General features: G+C 60.9%; 10 protein-coding genes and 1 tRNA gene. 6 read left to right on the top strand and 5 right to left on the bottom strand.

Annotation, left to right across the window (positions count from 1 at the left end; translation table 11 throughout):
• Nucleotides 1-8: 8 nt before the first annotated feature.
• From ACYOEI_RS06240 to ACYOEI_RS06220, 5 genes are all read left to right on the top strand, one after another.
• A complete protein-coding gene (locus ACYOEI_RS06240; protein WP_462848483.1) occupies nt 9-1,277 on the top strand; it encodes a molybdopterin molybdotransferase MoeA in 1,269 nt (422 codons plus the stop codon).
• A 96-nt stretch (nt 1,278-1,373) separates the two neighbouring features.
• The gene (mobA, locus tag ACYOEI_RS06235; RefSeq protein WP_462848482.1) at nt 1,374-1,988 is read left to right on the top strand and encodes a molybdenum cofactor guanylyltransferase; all 615 of its coding nucleotides are present in this window, start codon (nt 1,374-1,376) and stop codon (nt 1,986-1,988) included.
• A gap of 779 nt (nt 1,989-2,767) precedes the next feature.
• On the top strand, nt 2,768-3,004 hold the full coding sequence (locus tag ACYOEI_RS06230) for a hypothetical protein (RefSeq protein ID WP_462848481.1): 237 nt from the start codon (nt 2,768-2,770) through the stop codon (nt 3,002-3,004).
• A 728-nt stretch (nt 3,005-3,732) separates the two neighbouring features.
• Complete coding sequence (locus ACYOEI_RS06225) at nt 3,733-5,976, top strand: bifunctional SulP family inorganic anion transporter/carbonic anhydrase (protein WP_462848480.1); 2,244 nt, start codon at nt 3,733-3,735, stop codon at nt 5,974-5,976.
• Nucleotides 5,977-6,357: 381 nt separating this feature from the next.
• Nucleotides 6,358-7,914, top strand: a complete 1,557-nt coding sequence (locus tag ACYOEI_RS06220; protein WP_462848479.1) for a vWA domain-containing protein — start codon at nt 6,358-6,360, stop codon at nt 7,912-7,914.
• Between the two features lie 1,318 nt (nt 7,915-9,232).
• On the opposite strand, the gene ACYOEI_RS06215 is transcribed toward ACYOEI_RS06220, so the two are convergent.
• The 4 genes from ACYOEI_RS06215 to ACYOEI_RS06200 form a co-directional block, all read right to left on the bottom strand.
• On the bottom strand, nt 9,233-9,658 hold the full coding sequence (locus tag ACYOEI_RS06215; RefSeq protein ID WP_462848478.1) for a type II toxin-antitoxin system VapC family toxin: 426 nt from the start codon (nt 9,656-9,658) through the stop codon (nt 9,233-9,235).
• Nucleotides 9,655-9,882 (bottom strand): hypothetical protein, encoded by a 228-nt coding sequence (locus ACYOEI_RS06210; protein ID WP_462848477.1) that lies wholly within the window; start codon nt 9,880-9,882, stop codon nt 9,655-9,657. The genes ACYOEI_RS06215 and ACYOEI_RS06210 overlap by 4 nt, the downstream gene beginning before the upstream one ends.
• 390 nt (nt 9,883-10,272) lie before the next feature.
• The gene (locus ACYOEI_RS06205; RefSeq protein ID WP_462848476.1) at nt 10,273-10,998 is read right to left on the bottom strand and encodes an abortive infection family protein; all 726 of its coding nucleotides are present in this window, start codon (nt 10,996-10,998) and stop codon (nt 10,273-10,275) included.
• A 1,091-nt stretch (nt 10,999-12,089) separates the two neighbouring features.
• Nucleotides 12,090-12,162 (bottom strand) — tRNA-Ala (locus ACYOEI_RS06200).
• Between the two features lie 163 nt (nt 12,163-12,325).
• Between ACYOEI_RS06200 and ACYOEI_RS06195 the strand changes: the two genes are divergently transcribed.
• Nucleotides 12,326-13,612, top strand: a complete 1,287-nt coding sequence (locus ACYOEI_RS06195; RefSeq protein ID WP_462848475.1) for a hypothetical protein — start codon at nt 12,326-12,328, stop codon at nt 13,610-13,612.
• A 167-nt stretch (nt 13,613-13,779) separates the two neighbouring features.
• On the opposite strand, the gene ACYOEI_RS06190 is transcribed toward ACYOEI_RS06195, so the two are convergent.
• Nucleotides 13,780-15,156, bottom strand: coding sequence for a DUF1570 domain-containing protein (locus ACYOEI_RS06190; RefSeq protein WP_462848474.1), 1,377 nt, complete (start codon nt 15,154-15,156; stop codon nt 13,780-13,782).
• Nucleotides 15,157-15,235 lie beyond the last annotated feature (79 nt).

The following is a 15,235-nucleotide window of genomic DNA, read 5'->3' as shown; positions in this document are numbered from 1 at the left end:
AGTGGCCCATGTCGACGCGAAGAGAGCGGGTCGCCTCGTCGTTTCATGACCCTCGGATGCGAGGCTTCCGGGATCGAGCAAGCGTGGACGACGTGCTGGCGCTGATCGATCGCAAGGTCGCGCGGTTGCCGACCGAGCGGGTCGCGCTGCAAGCCCTTGGAGGTCGGGTTCTTGCGGAAGAGGTCCGGGCGTCGGCCCCGGTTCCCCCATTCAACCGCTCGGCGATGGACGGGTATGCGATCCGAGGGGACGACACGTCCCTCGCGGACGTCGCTATTCCCGTCGCGCTTCGACTCGTCGGGGTCGCCCGGCCCGGGCGTCGTTGCGAGGCCGAGGTGGGGCCGGGCGAGGCGATCGAGATCACAACTGGCTCGCCCCTGCCGGAGGGTGCGGACGCCGTCGTCAAGGTTGAATCGACCCACCTCGAAGGCGGGACGGTCTGGGTGCTCGAGCCTTGCCCGCAGGGGAAGAACGTCGGTCGAGTTGGGGAAGACATCGCCGCAGGGATCCTCGTCTTCTCCGAAGGGCGAACGCTCCGGCCCCAAGATCTCGGCGTCCTCAGCGCCCTCGGCGCGGGCGAGGTTTCCGTGGTCCGGCGCCCGGAGGTCGTCATCCTGATCACGGGCGACGAACTCGTCGCTGCCGGTAGCCCGGCGCACGGTTTCCAGATCGCCGACATGAACTCCGTCATGCTCGACGCGCTTGCCATTCGAGACGGAGGGCATGTACGGGTCGTCGGCCCTCTCCCCGACGACCGCGAGGTCCTCCGCGCCGAGATCATCCGGGCCTCGAGGACGGCCGATACACTGCTGATTTCGGGGGGGAGCTCTGCCGGCCCTGAGGACCACGCACCGGGCCTCGTCGCCGAACTGGGCGAGCTCGTCGTCCACGGAGTCTCCCTCCGTCCGGCAGGGCCCGCAGGCCTCGGCTTCATCGATCGGGTGCCCGTGGTCCTCTTGCCGGGCAATCCGGTGAGTTGCCTCTGTGCCTACGACTTCTTCGCGGGGCCGATCATCCGCCTCCAAGGGGGCCGTCCCCGGCGCTGGCCCTACCGCCCCGAGTTGTTCCCGCTCGCACGAGGCCTCCAATCCGTCGCCGGACGCGTCGATTATGCACGGGTGCTCCTCGAAGACGGGCACGTCGTCCCGCTCGCGGTCAGCGGCGCGTCGATCCTCTCGAGCGCCACTCGGGCCGACGGCTTCGTCGTCGTGCCCGCGGAGATCGAAGGCTATGCCGCCGCGACTCGGGTGACCGTCTGGTTGTATGATGCGTTGTAGATCTGTTGGCGAACGTGGCTTTCGCGGGCGGCCCCGAACCTGATCGGAGAATCCGTGACATGGTTCGGGTCCGGCGATCGGGGGAGGCTTACGCCCATGGCGTTGGGCGCGGTCATCTTATGTGGCGGCGAGAGCCGGAGAATGGGCGAGCCCAAGGCCTGGCTCCCTTTCGGGCCGGAACGGATGCTCCAACGCGTCGTCCGACTCGCGGGCGAGGTTGCCGAGCCGGTCATCGTCGTCGCCGCACACGGCCAGGACTTGCCTTCGTTGCCGACGTCCGTGTCGATCGTTCGCGACGCCGTCGCCGGTCGCGGTCCCCTGCAAGGCCTCGCGGCCGGATTCGCGGCATTCCCCACCTCGGTCGACTTCATCTACGCTTCGGCCACCGACCTCCCGTTCCTCCAGCCGGGCTGGTTTAAGCTCCTCGAACGCCTGATCGCCGAGGATGACCTCGCCATCCCTTTCGTCGATGGCTACCACCACCCGTTCGCCGCCCTCTACCGCCGATCCGCCGTCCAACCCGCCGTCGACACGCTCCTCCTCGAAGGCCGCCGCCGCATCCTCGATCTCCTGGACCGTGTCCGGACTCGGCTCATCTCCGCCGACGAACTACGCATCGTCGATCCCTCCCTGCATACACTCCGTAATCTGAACTCTCCCGAAGAGTACCAATCCGCACTCGCCGAACTTGGAATGCCGCATGAACAATGAAAATATTAAAATTGATGTCTTATGGCGACTTAATGTCGAAATACATTAGGATTTGCTTGTTTCTTGTTCCGAATCCAGGCGCCAGATCTTGCAATCCGCACGTCCCTGCTCCGTAGGAGAGGCACAATGTCTCCTGGTGGTGCGAGCTCCGGGCAACATGACCGCAAATCCCAAAGGCATCCGTAGCACCGGGTCGCGAATCGGGCTGCCAACCGGCATAAATCCCGAGGCGGAGTCGATTCTTCCGAGAATTCTGTGGTCAAAAAATGAATATATTGTGAATAATCAATGTAGGACTGATGGATTTCGGCTGTTTTACGCAAATCACGGAATCGTCGTGAGACCAATTGACCTCGAGTCTTGGCAATCCGCCCGGGTTTGCCCCTGTGCAGCCCCGAAATCGCCCCTCGACTCCACGCCAGATCCCCGCTCTCGTGCATCAAGGGGTGGATGGACGGGTTCATGCGGTCAAGCCTGATAGAATTGAACTCGCGAGTATCTCTGAAGGGGACTACATCAAGAATTTTTCTCGCCAAGGTGCGTCACGCATGGCGGCTCATCACGTAGAAAACCGTGAACAGCCGGGATCGAGTTGATGCTCCAATCACCGATCCGGGAGAAGCGAAGACGTGCTTCGCGACCGACGATTCTTGATCTCGACTCGCGGGAATCCTCCCCGAGATGTTCGGGGTTCGCCCCTGCATGCGCAAGGCCGGGAGTCGAAATCGCGTGGCGAGGCCCCATCCCTGATCTCCTATCGACGTACCTGGAGAGCCGAAATGAGAGCTCACTACGAACGGATTGTGGACGAGCCCGAATTCGACCCTATGATGTTGTTCTATGTGTTCATGATTGTGTTTTGGCCGACCGCCGTCCTGTTGGGCTTCATCGACCACTCCCTCATCCCCGACTACGACCTCCGCATCCCCATGATGCTGCTCAGCCTCGGCGCCGGCTGGCTCGGGGTCAAGATCTACAAGATGAGGGAGATCCGAAAGCTCGAGGAGTCAGCCTGAGGATTTCCTTTCTCCGATCGGCTTGGAATCGTTCGAGGTAGCCATTCCAACCCGTTGTCGTCTAATCCCGCGATTCTTCACCGCGTCGCGAGGATTGGCTACGTCGTCCCCCCCCGACGGGCCGGGTTTGAATATCGTAAGATTATTGATCACGTCCTATTCAATTCAGACTCTCGCGTCTCCATCCCTCCAACTCCCTCCAGCCGGAATGAGGGTCGCGCTCGACCCTTCGTCGCCCATTCCTCGCCCAGACGTTCCCTTCCCCACATTCCTCGTCAACGACGGTCTCGACAACCCCCGATCCGGTATGGAGGATCGAGGCATGATTCGTGCCGATGACGGATCCTTGCCCAATTGCCGGTCGCATCGAGGGAACGATCATGACTCAATGCGGGTCAAACTTGACGGGAACAAAGCTTCGGGAATCTGGTAAGCTCCGTCTGACGGGGAACTGGGGCGGAGTTCGACCAGTTTATAGGCCCTGACGGATCTCGAATGACGATCGGGACCCGAACCAAGGCCGAGCGGACGACTTCCCGTCGCCACCAGGGGCGAGCCCGCCGCGATGGTCGGGGAATATAGGCTTTTCACAAGCCTGGGGCTTATCCTTAGTCTCGATGCGAACGGGACGTTGGGCTTTCAGGCCCGGCGGGACGAATCGACGTCTCGTCGAGAATTGATTGGAATCGAGAGAGGGGGTCGGATCATCCATGATATCGAGGATTGGGTTGTCAACGACGCTGCCGCGCGACATTACGGCCGGGATCGTAGTCTCACTGGTCGCCCTCCCGTTGTGCCTGGGCGTGGCGCTGGCGTCGAACGCCCCGTTGCTGTCGGGAGTGGTGGCCGGGATCGTTGGAGGGGTCCTGGTCGGCCTGATCAGCCGGTCGCAGAAGAGCGTGAGCGGGCCCGCGGCGGGCTTGACGGCCGTCGTCGCGGCCCAGATCACGGTCCTGGGCTCGTTCGAAGCGTTCCTCCTCGCCGTGGTGGTCGCGGGGCTGATTCAGATCGCCTTCGGCGTGGCCCGAGCCGGGTTCATCGCCGCGTTCGTCCCTTCGGGCGTGATCAAGGGGTTGCTCGCCGCGATCGGCATCATCCTCATCCTGAAACAAATCCCCCACGTCCTTGGTCATGACATCGACCCCCAAGGGAACATGGCGTTCCTACAGCCGAACCAGTCGAACACGTTCCGCGAGTTCGGCCGGATGTTCGAGGACATCCACGCGGGGCCGGCGGTGATCGGGCTCGTTTCCCTCGCTTTACTTGTGCTCTGGGACCGTTGGAAACCCCTGAAACGGTCGAATATCCCCGCCCCTCTGGTCGTCGTGGTGCTCGGGGTCACGCTCAACCTGGTCTTCCGAAGCCTGGGGGGACGGTGGGTCATCGAGCCGGTCCACCTCGTCCAGGTCCCGGTGACCGCCGACTTCGCCGGCCTCAGCCGGGCTTTGAGCACTCCTGACTTTTCGAAATGGCTGAATCCTTCAATCTACGTCTCCGGGTTGACGATCGCCGCCGTGGCCTCGCTGGAAGCCCTGCTCAACCTGGAGGCGTCCGAGAAGCTCGACCCGGAGCGACGGCATGCGTCGCCGAGTCGCGAACTCGTCGCCCAGGGGATTGGGAACGTCGTGACGGGGCTGGTCGGCGGACTGCCGATCACGACGGTGATCGTCCGAAGTTCTTTGAATATCAATGCGGGGGCGAGGACGAAGGTCGCGGCGATCGTCCACGGCTCCATGCTCCTCATCAGCGTGGCGTTGTTCCCCGCCTTGCTGAACCTGATCCCGCTCTCATGCCTGGCCGCCATCCTGCTGATCACCGGCGTCAAGCTGGCAAGCCCTCGCCTCGTGACTCGGATGTGGCGGGAGGGGTTCGACCGATTCGCCCCTTTCGCCGTCACGGTGCTGTCGATCGTGTTGACCGACCTCGTGACGGGCCTCCTCATCGGAATGGTGACGAGTGTTGGCTTCATCCTGTGGAGCAACGTCCGGCAACCGCTCCGACAGGTGGTGGAGAAGCACCTGGGAGACGAGGTCATCCGCATCGAGCTCGCCAACCAGGTCAGCTTTTTGAACCGGGCGGCATTGGATCGGACGCTCAACGAGATCCCGCAAGGAGGCCACGTCCTCCTCGACGCCCGAAACACCGACTACATCGACCCCGACGTCCTCAGCATGATCCGCGACTTCAAGGAGTATTCGGCGCCCGCACGCGACATCGAGCTCAGCTTGCTCGGTTTCCTGGATCGCTATCAGCTCGAGGATCAGACCCAATACTTAGATCACTCGACGCGCGAGTTCCAGAGCACGATCACGCCCGGCGAAGTCCTGGAGTTGTTGAAGGAGGGGCACAATCGCTTCCTCAACGGTCAGCGACTGACTCGCAACCTTGGTCGCCAAGTGCGGGCGACGGCCTCAGGACAGCATCCCTTGGCCGCGGTGCTGGGCTGCATCGACTCGCGAACCCCCGCCGAGCTGATCTTCGACCTGGGGATGGGCGACATCTTCAGCGTACGGCTCGCCGGCAACATCACGAGCCGGAAGGCCCTGGGAAGCCTCGAATATGCCTGCAACGTGGCCGGCGCGAAGTTGATCCTGGTCATGGGCCATACGCGTTGCGGGGCCGTCAACGCGGCGGTCAACCTCCTCGACTCGGCTCAGACCCCTTCCGAAGCCACGGGTTGCCAGAACATCGACCCGATCGTCTACGAGATCCAACGATCGGTCGATCGGGCCGATGGCATCGACTTCGACCAGCTCACCACCGAAGCGAAAGATTCGTATGTCAATGAGGTCGCACGTCGCAACATCGCGCGAGTCGTCGAATTCCTCCCCCAGCAGAGCCAAACGCTGGCACGCCTCGTCGAGGAGGGCCGCATCGCGATCGTCGGCGCGATGTACGATGTCGTCACCGGCGAGCTGGAGTTCCTCCCCGCACCCGAAGACGCTTCTCATAAAATGAGTTCTCTTGTTTGAATCAGAATTCCAGCGATATTTGGGGCGTCGACGGCGATCACCGTATTTCGCCGTCGACGCCCCAATCGGTTTCGAAGTCATTGATCCGGGATCTCGATTCGACTTGCCCGTCAACATGGCACGGTGGAGGGGTGCTGAATCGGAAGGATTGTAGGTTTTGCTCTCCGAATCCCCGCCCGCATCGGTAGGGCGTGCTCGGCCGCGATCGCTGTCTTTCCCTCCATCAATACCTGACTCGGCCGCCCGCCCTCGAGATCGATGCCTGCGGCCCATTCGGCCGTTCGTCACGTCCGTCGACTGCCTGCGTAACAAGGGGCAACCGCTAGAGATCAAGATTCGCCCAGCTCCGAAACAGCCCGTCGAATTCGAGGAGTTTTTCCCATGTGGACTCGTCGACGCTTCGCCCTGGGTTTCGCTTTGGCTTTGATGCTCGTGGCGACGTATACGACGACTCGCGGGGTCTTCGCCGCCGGTCCACTAGCCGAGTCGGATCTCGGCAAACTCCTTTCGTTGCAGATCGATGACGACGCGATCGTCGCGAAGATTCGCAAGGATGGTTTGAGTTTTCTCGCCGACGAAAACGCCCTCAGACGGATCAAGGACCTCGGGGCCTCCGACGTGGTCCTCGAGGCCGTCCGCCTGGCCTCGCGGGCGTCGTCGACGAGTCCTCCGTTGACTTACGACGATGTCCTCGGCCTTCTCAAGCTCGGTCTCTCGTCGCCCGAGATCGTCAAACGTCTCGAAAAGTCGCCGACGGTTTTCACGCTCGACGCAGGGCAGGTTGATGCGCTCAAGCAGGCCGGCGCCGGGGATTATCTGATCGTCGCCATGTCCTCGAGCCGCAAGGGGGCCGAGGCCTCGAGCGAGGTGACGGACATCGCGGTCATCCTCGACTGCTCGGCCAGCATGTCCGAAGCCACCAAGGAAGGTCCCAGCAAGATGCGCGCGGCCCAGCGCGTGGTGACCGACTTGGTCCAGAAGATCCCCGACGGGATCGGCCTTTCGTTCCTGATCTATGGCCATGACCGCAAACAAAGGTGCGAGGCCATCGCGGTGATTCGGCCCCTTTCCCCGCTCGACTCCACGGGGAAGGGGGAGCTTACTTCGATCATCGGCCGGCTCCAACCTGTCGGTTCCACCCCCATCGCCCTCGCGTTACGGACCGCCGGCAACGAGCTCGCCAAGGCGCAAGGGCCTCGAGGCCTTGTTCTGATCACCGACGGCAAGGAGACCTGCAACGGGGATCCCGTGGCCGAAGCGGAGGCCCTGGCGAGGTCGGGCAACCTGACGTTCGGGGTGAACGTCGTCGGCTTTGGCGTCAACGACAACGAACGCGTCTCGCTCGAGCTAGTCGCCCGGGCCGGCAGGGGGAAATACTTCGATGCCCGGGGGGCTGCCGAGCTCCAGCAAGCCTTGCGGAACATCCGCAAGAAGGTGGATGCCCCGATCGTCGTCACGACCAATCAGGGGGACGAGCTCCGGTTCGGCTCCCGGGCGTCCTGGGCCGACAAAGTGGTTTCGGTCCAGCCGGGGAACGACGTCCCGGCGTCGTCGAACGATCCCCAGGAGGCCCTCGGCGCACCGAACTACGACTCGGTCGCCGATAACCGATACCTTGCGCTCGGGACCGGCGGCCAGGTCACGCTCGAGTTCGTCGACAATCGGCTGATCGACATCGCGGGGCCGGACCTGGCGATCTTCGAGATCGGTCCCGCCATCGAAACGACCGAAGTCGCGATCAGTGAAGACGGGCGGAGCTGGATCAACATTGGACAGGCGGCGGGGGGTAAGGCGACCCTCGACATCGGACCGTTCGTGAAAGAAGGTCAGCAGTTCCGCTTCGTCCGCCTCAAGGACTCGGGGACGAACAATTCGCCCGACGGCGCCGATATCGATGCCGTCGGCGCTCTCGGATCTGTCCGCGTCGACGTCGACTAACCGCCCTGCCAGTCAGGCGGCACACGGCCGCGCCCTTTCAGGTCGAGCACAACCCACCAGTTCTAGCCGTATGCCTTATCGATGGAAGAGGTAGAGCGGCCGGACGGCGACGTGGTTGGATTGGGTGTGCATCGAAACTTTTGTGGTCTGAGAAAAGGGTGAGGCCATTCCCGGCGAGCGATTTGCTGATAAACTAGAGTCTATCCCCTCGACAAAATTCCCCCACATCACGATCACCCAGAGGTGAACCATAACAGGAGCCTCGGAGCCATGGCTTGCGCGCGTCGAAAGTCAACCTACGGAACATTCTAGCGTCTGAGACCCGTTCCTAGAGTCCGGCCGACCGAGTCCCGCCCCTCGAGCGAACTCCCCGGCCCTGTCGTTCTCCGCCTTCGTTACCGAGACTCGGATACCGATATCGCCCACGGGAGAATCACCATGCATTCACCTCGGCTTTCCATCGGTCAGCTTCTCTTCATCGTTGCGGCCTTGTGCGTCGGGTTTGCATCCTTGCAAGGGAATCACGTCTGGCGCATCGGCATGTCAATGCTGGCGTTCTTCGGATTCTTGATCGCCGCCCTCGGCTCGAGCCCCGACGCAAGTCGTTCCGGGCCATCTTCACCAGGACCCTTCTCGACAGTTCCGCGCATCTGAAGTTGTTGGAATGACCCCGACGGCATCCAGATTCCCGACGCGAAACGGCATCCCACGAGTCGCTGATCGAGGCTTTTGTACGTGGAAGGCGGTCATCTTGGCTCCTTCAGTGCAGGAGTGATCACTCGCTTAGAACATCGATTTGATCATCAATAAAAATGAAGGCGGGGCCGACGGGATCACGATCCAGTTGGCCTCGCCTTCATTTTCGAGAACCGGTCGGGGTTTCAACCGAGAGCAATCGAATTGGTTCGCTATTTCTTCAAAGCCTGTAAGTGGAGCCGAAGAGGATCGAACCCTCAATCTCCTGCTTGCAAAGCGGGGAGCGTCCCAAAGTAGGGTGAGAGGCATAGTGTACGAACCAGTCACTTTGCGACACAAAGCAAGGAGCGTTCCAAAACAGCAATCCCGTGAGACCATCGACTTTTGCGCCGACATTAGTCGATTGAATACTACTGAACAGTGCCAAGTTGCTGAGGGTTCGGTTTGGGACGACCCCCGAAGCGGGCCGAGGCGTCAGCTGTAAGCCCTTTGGGAGCAAAAGTTTGTGTTTTCGGTCGCCGTAAGTCAGTGTCAGGAATTCTTGTTTTTCGCGGTTTTTTTGGGGGTTTACTGCCGTATCCCTGCCGCGGCAGAGGAGCATCCGTTGATGCGAACCCGGTAATCACGGCATCGACGCGAGGTCGCGGATGAACGGGAAGAGCTTCCCCAGGTTGCGGATCAGCTTGTCATCGGCGGCGAGCAAATCGCATCCTTCCCGCTCGGCTAGAGCAACGTACCGACAGTCGTACACGCCCTGACGGGACTGGGAGGAAATCTGATAGGCTCGGGGGAGAAGCAATAGGTAGGGGTGCAGGGCAGGCAGCGTGGCGAACATCGTCTTCAGGTGACTGGCCCCTTCGACCGGGGTGATCCTGAGTTGCCGCTCTGCCCGCGTCAGGGAATGCACGACCTCGATGGGGAAGATGTCCGGCGCGATGAGATCATGCTTGCCTGCAATGAAATCGTCGCGGACCCGGTTCGCTCTGTCGGAGTCATCCTCCTTGAGTAGGCATTTAAGACCCACGCAAGAATCGAGGATGAGCCTCATTCGTCATCGACATCGCGCAAGGCCCGAATTGTCGGGACGGCGAAGTCGACGAGGCCGATCCTTTGGAAGATTGCCTCGCGCGTCCTGTCCATCTCCTCAGCGGCTCGCCGCATCTTCTCGGGGTCACGAACCCTCTTCGCGGCGTCTTCGATGGCGCGTTGCAGTTCGGCCATCACCTCGGGGGTAAGCACCGATTCTGTCAGCGGTTTTTCGACGGTAGCCATGGTCGGAACCTCCTGAGCCGATTCTACCAGAAACCCGATATCAGGGGATTGAGCATAATCTAGTCGAGGAATCCCATCTACGCGTACTTTGGAAGACGCGCTCGGGGAGCCTGGGAGAAGGCTAGAACCGGAATTTTCCCTAGCGCTCGCCAGATGGTGCGCGCCAGAGTCAAAAGCCTGGGGGTTTGGGTGGCTCGGAAGCGTTCCCAGGCCAGGGTTTTCGTCCAATCGGACCCCTTAGATTTCGTATTTTGTCCATTTGCGCGCACCAAATGACGAGCACTAGGGAATTTTCTGATTTTGGGGTTCCGCTCTTATTGACTTGGTAGGCATTGTGAACGGGTGTTCTGCTAAAGCCTGCTTCAGAGGGGTTGCTTTTTGGTCAAGAAGTTAGATGCCGGCGAGCTTGATCAGCATGGTGATGTGGGCCGACGTGATTTGGATCATGTGGTCTGCGTATTCTTTGTTGACCTCATGGAGCGGTTCCGGCCCACGTCCGTGTGCATCGCTCATCTTGTTCCTGACAGTTCCGACCGCCTCTAGCATGGGTGCGTAGAAGCCGTGGAAGAGATGGTTGTCCTTGCAAATCTTTACGAGCGTGGAGCACGTTGCCTTCTCGGGGTCGAATTCCCATCCCTTCAACGAGCAGATCGTCTTCAACACGCTCTCGAATGAGGCTGCGGCATTCGTCAAGGCACCTTCGTATTGGCCGTGACGAATCTCTTCATGGGCCTTCATCATCTCGTCCAAGGCCACCTTGAACTCGGAGTGAGCAAGAGCATTTAGACATGGCTTCACAACCTCGTTGTGAAGGAACTCCTCATCCTTTTTGATGATCTGCGGATGTTCGTGCTCAACACTTCGACCCCACTCCGAATCTGTGACAACATCCCGGATGAGTGTCAGTTCGTATCCCACTCCCTCCTCACGAAAGATATCGTTCACTTTCTCTGCCGCTTTATTGTCTAGAATATAAATATCAACGTAAAACATGGCTTCCAAAAAATCTAGCATCGCATCATCAGGGCAATCAGAGAAATAATTTGAAAACGTATGAAAATCATTCTCTCCGTCGTAGACAAAATAGGGTAGTTCTCCTAAACTCCGAAGAAGCAACCTGTTGGCCCCCTGAAAAATATGGATGAGCGAAAGACTGTTTGGCTTCCAAGTGCTGATATAATCTCCAAGTGTATAAATGATGCGATGCCGCACTAACCTGGGAATGTCGTATCGAAAAACCTCTGGTGGAGGCGCAAGCCGCTTCGAGCGTGGTCGAAAACTTGCCATACCCTCTTCCGTTCATCATCGAGGCCAAAAAACAAAATGCCACCTGTGGACATTGTACCACAATCGCTCGAAACGTTCAAAAAACGATCTTCGATGGCACCTCAGTCCAGAGACCGAACCTTTCCAGTTGGTTCCTGTCCTAAATTGATCGGGAAGAAAGAACCTGCGGGAAGGCCCGGTCACCGTGCGAGCCGACGAGTCACTCGAAAGCCTGTTCCCATTTGTCCGCTCGTGTTCGGACGACCTCGGGCAATCGTTTAGGCTTCTCTGTTCTCGCCCTTCCTGCAACGGAGAGGATCACGTCTCGGCCTCCCCGCACAGCTATCTAAGCGACAAGCATCGGCGAAAGGCGGGCGAGAAGCTCATGGCCCGAGGTTGGACCTTCGACGGCGGCCCCGTCTGTCCGGCCTGTAAGCCAAAACGGTCTTCGGATTGAGGCTAACCCCATCAAGCTCGAGGGGGCTTCGCCGCCCTGGCCGTCGAATTCGAGCCCACCAAGTGAGACTTGATCGTCGACAAGCTGGCGCTAATCGGTGTCTACCTGGCCCGCATCGGCGAAGCGATCGATGGCTAAGAGGCCGGTGACTTCGGCGTGGCCTTGCAGATGCGAGGGACCACTTCGAGGTCAACGAGGAATGGATTGATGGGCATCGTGAAGGCAAGCCGAAGTCGGGCTCTTCCCTCTGTTGAATCCCGATCAACGAATTCGTTCGGGGTTTAATCTTCAGTGACAATTAGCCAGCGATCGAATTGTAACGGGCCGGAAAAGAAAATGGGCTCGAAGGAGATCATCTCACCTTCGAGCCCATTTTATGGTCGTCGCCGGGCAAATTTGTGACTGGATTTGTAACTACTTTTTGGCTAGCCCGATTTGTAACTGAGGATTTGCCCTAAGTCTTTTGATTTCAGGGCTTTAGGAGTGGAGACGATGGGAATCGAACCCACAACCTCCTGCTTGCAAAGCAGGCGCTCTCCCAATTGAGCTACGTCCCCGATAATTTGTCGGCCTGGTGTAGTCGAAGAGGTGCCTCAAGGGGTTGGGGCTGGCTTCGACGTGGACCAGGAGACAATATCTTACACGAGAGGACGCGTCTTGGCTAGCGATCCTGGCGCGTCGACGATGTCACTCTGCGATTCTGAGGCGGGAGGTCGCGCGATGCTCAATGTGGGATTCGGTGAGGCGGATATCACGCCGGAACTCGGGGCCCAGAGCCCGGGGGGGATGCAGGCGAGGACCCTCAAGGAGGTGCACGATCCGTTGAAGGCCGTCGCGATGGTCATCCGGAGCGACAAGGCGACGGTGGCGCTGGTCGGGATCGATGCCTTGTTTATCGGGGAGGAGCCGACCGCCCGCGCGAGGGAGGCGATCGAGAAGGCCACGAAGATTCCGAGGACGCATGTCCTCATCGGCGCGAGCCATACGCACGGGGGTGGGCCGATCGCGAGTTGCTTCGAGTCGGACGAAGACCCCAAGTACGTCGACCTGGTCGCGAGGCGGGTCGCGGAGGCGGTGATCTCTGCGTATCACTCGCTCCACGAGGCCGAGGTCGGGGATGGGTTCGGGCATGAGCCGAGCATCAGTTTCAACCGACGGTTCCTCATGCGCGACGGGAGGCAGTTGACGCATCCAGGGAAGGGGAATGCGGAGATGGTCAAGCCGGCCGGGCCGATCGACCCCGACGTCGGCGTGTTGGCGGCGAGGGGGCCTGGAGGGGAGTTGCTCGGCCTGTTCGTCAACTTCGCATGCCACCTGACCGTCGTCGGGGGGGCGGGGTTCACCGCGGACTATGTCTACTACCTCCGAGAGACTCTGAGGCGGTATTACAAACGTCCTGATTTACCGGTTGGATTTCTTCTCGGGGCCGCGGGGGACGTGACCCAGGTCGACAATCGTCGGCCGGGGCGAGAGTTCGGGGGCGAATGGGGCGAGATGTTCGGCCTGGCCCTGGGAGCCGAGGTGGCCCAGACGGTGGCCCGGATGGAGTGGCACAAGGATCTCGAGCTGGACGCCGCGCGAACGTCGGTCTCGATCCCGATCCGAGATGCCGAAGAGGCCAAGCGTTCCGCACCGGCGACGGGGCTTGGGGCCGGGTCGGTGGCCGACCGGATCTATGCACGCGAGCTCGAGGAGCTCGCCAAGGAGCGTGCCGCTCGCCCGGAGATCGCGTGCGAGGTCCAGGCGATGCGGGTGGGGGGGCTTGGGATCGTCACCAACGGCGCCGAGTTCTTTTGCCAGCTCGGGCTCGACATCAAGGCGGCCAGCCCGTTCGGCAGGACATGGGTCGTCAGCCTCGCGAACCAGTGGATCGGGTACGTGGCGACACCGTCGGCCTACTATGCCGGGGGATATGAACCTCGGACCGCGCGAAGCGCCAAGCTCGCCCCGTGGGCTGGGCAAGCCCTGGTCGAGACGTCGCTGGCCGCTCTTCAAAAGATCGATTGATCGTTCGGATGCCGGGACCGTGTCGGGACGATGCGGTCCCCGATTTCCGAGGCGCGTCTAGGCCTCCGTGATCACCCCCCGACTGCGGGGCAAGCACGGTCCCAGATGGCGGCTGTTCGTGTTTGCTGATATGCAAGCCAGGAGATCTGTCAAAAGCGGGGCCCGCGTTAGCGGCTTTGGGTCCACTCCTGGGCCGAGAGCAGGGCGCGGGCCTTGGTGGGGAAGGGATAGGCTTCCCAGGACGAGGGGCCGCCGTTCGGAGCGGGGATCTCCGCGAGCCACTGGCTGATCACCGAAGGGGAGCGGCTGACGAGGGCGGCGCGTCGGACCCGACCGCCGAGGATCGGTTGCTCGAACACGACGGCGTAGTAGGGCAGGGGGTCGTACTTCAGTTTGGAGAGGTGATTGGCGACCGCCCGGTCGATCTTACCGAGGTCGGCTCCGAAGGCGGCCCGGAAATCGGCGAGGTGTTCCTCCGGAGACCGCTTCTTCATCGGAGGAAGCTCGCTCATCGCCTTCAAATACTTGAGAAACTCGGGTCCACGCTTGAGCGAGAGGTAATGGGTTAACGCCCATGAGAGAGCATAGTCGGTCGGCGTGAGCTCGGTGCGAGTCACGATGTATTCGACCAGCGGCTTCTTCGGATCTCGGCCGATCTGGGGCTCGGAGGCCCCTTTGACCTGGAGGGTAAGCGGGTCGCTCAGATCATTGATCGTGGCCATGTGCATGGAGTTGACCATGCCCAGGCCCCCCCAGGCCGCGCCTTTGCGAGTCATCATCGGAGGCGAGCAGTATTCCGCCAGCCCTTCCACGAGCCAGGGGGGCCAGGCGCTCAGTCGTGGCTGGACGCCGATGTTCTGGAGGATCTGGTGCGTCCCCTCGTGCGCCACGGTTTGGGGCTTCCGGAGCGCCATCACTCGGGGGGAGTCACCGTCATCGTCGGACTGTTGGTAGAAGTAGATCCGATTCGAAAGGATCTCGTAGTACGCCTGGATTTCGGGGTCCACCTGCTTGTGGGCCCGGAAGTCCTTCTCGGTGCGGAATATGATCGCGACGAGCGGGAACTCCGGCTCGCGCACCGGGAGTCCTTTCTTTCGAAGCAGTTCCGTGAGCTTCTTGTAGAGGTCTTCCAGGAGTGTGTTGCTGGCTTCGGCGAAGGAGTCTGTCGAGTTGTAGAGGACGAGATATCGGGAGGATTGCCGGACCTTGAACGCCGAGAATGGCTTGGCTCTCGTCAACTCGTCGCGGATTTGGTCGATCGTCGCGGCCTTGAAGGGCTCGTCGGTGTACGCCAACCCCGTCGAGAATCCAAGTTGTCCATCGGGTAGGACCACGCTGATCTTGTCGTCGACGACACCGTGGAGTCGGGCGACGAGGTGGTCGCCCCCCTCGGTGCGGAGCCGGATCCGCTTGGGCTCGAGGCTCGAGGGTGCATCCAGGGCGCCGGGGATCGACACGGTCGGGATCGAGAGGGTTGTCGTGATCGGGGTGGAGGAGATCGCCTCGACTTTGGGAGGAGGAGGCGGGGCGATTTGGTCGACCACCTTGGATGCGTTTTCCGTCGCGAGCCGCGAATCGATGGGTTCGATCGGTGCGGGGGAAGAAACCTGAGACGCCATAAGG

The organism is Singulisphaera rosea (assembly GCF_054877945.1).
The sequence above is the reverse complement of the archived record's forward strand: the minus strand, read 5'-3'. Positions and strand labels throughout refer to the sequence as shown.

Excerpts from the sequence above, each read along its gene's own strand:
- ACYOEI_RS06195 (WP_462848475.1), top strand. The coding sequence starts at position 12,326 with ATGCTCAATGTGGGATTCGGTGAGGCGGATATCACGCCGGAACTCGGG.
- ACYOEI_RS06210 (WP_462848477.1), bottom strand. The coding sequence starts at position 9,882 with ATGGCTACCGTCGAAAAACCGCTGACAGAATCGGTGCTTACCCCCGAG.
- ACYOEI_RS06230 (WP_462848481.1), top strand. The coding sequence starts at position 2,768 with ATGAGAGCTCACTACGAACGGATTGTGGACGAGCCCGAATTCGACCCT.
- ACYOEI_RS06240 (WP_462848483.1), top strand. The coding sequence starts at position 9 with ATGTCGACGCGAAGAGAGCGGGTCGCCTCGTCGTTTCATGACCCTCGG.
- ACYOEI_RS06220 (WP_462848479.1), top strand. The coding sequence starts at position 6,358 with ATGTGGACTCGTCGACGCTTCGCCCTGGGTTTCGCTTTGGCTTTGATG.
- ACYOEI_RS06215 (WP_462848478.1), bottom strand. The coding sequence starts at position 9,658 with ATGAGGCTCATCCTCGATTCTTGCGTGGGTCTTAAATGCCTACTCAAG.
- mobA (WP_462848482.1), top strand. The coding sequence starts at position 1,374 with ATGGCGTTGGGCGCGGTCATCTTATGTGGCGGCGAGAGCCGGAGAATG.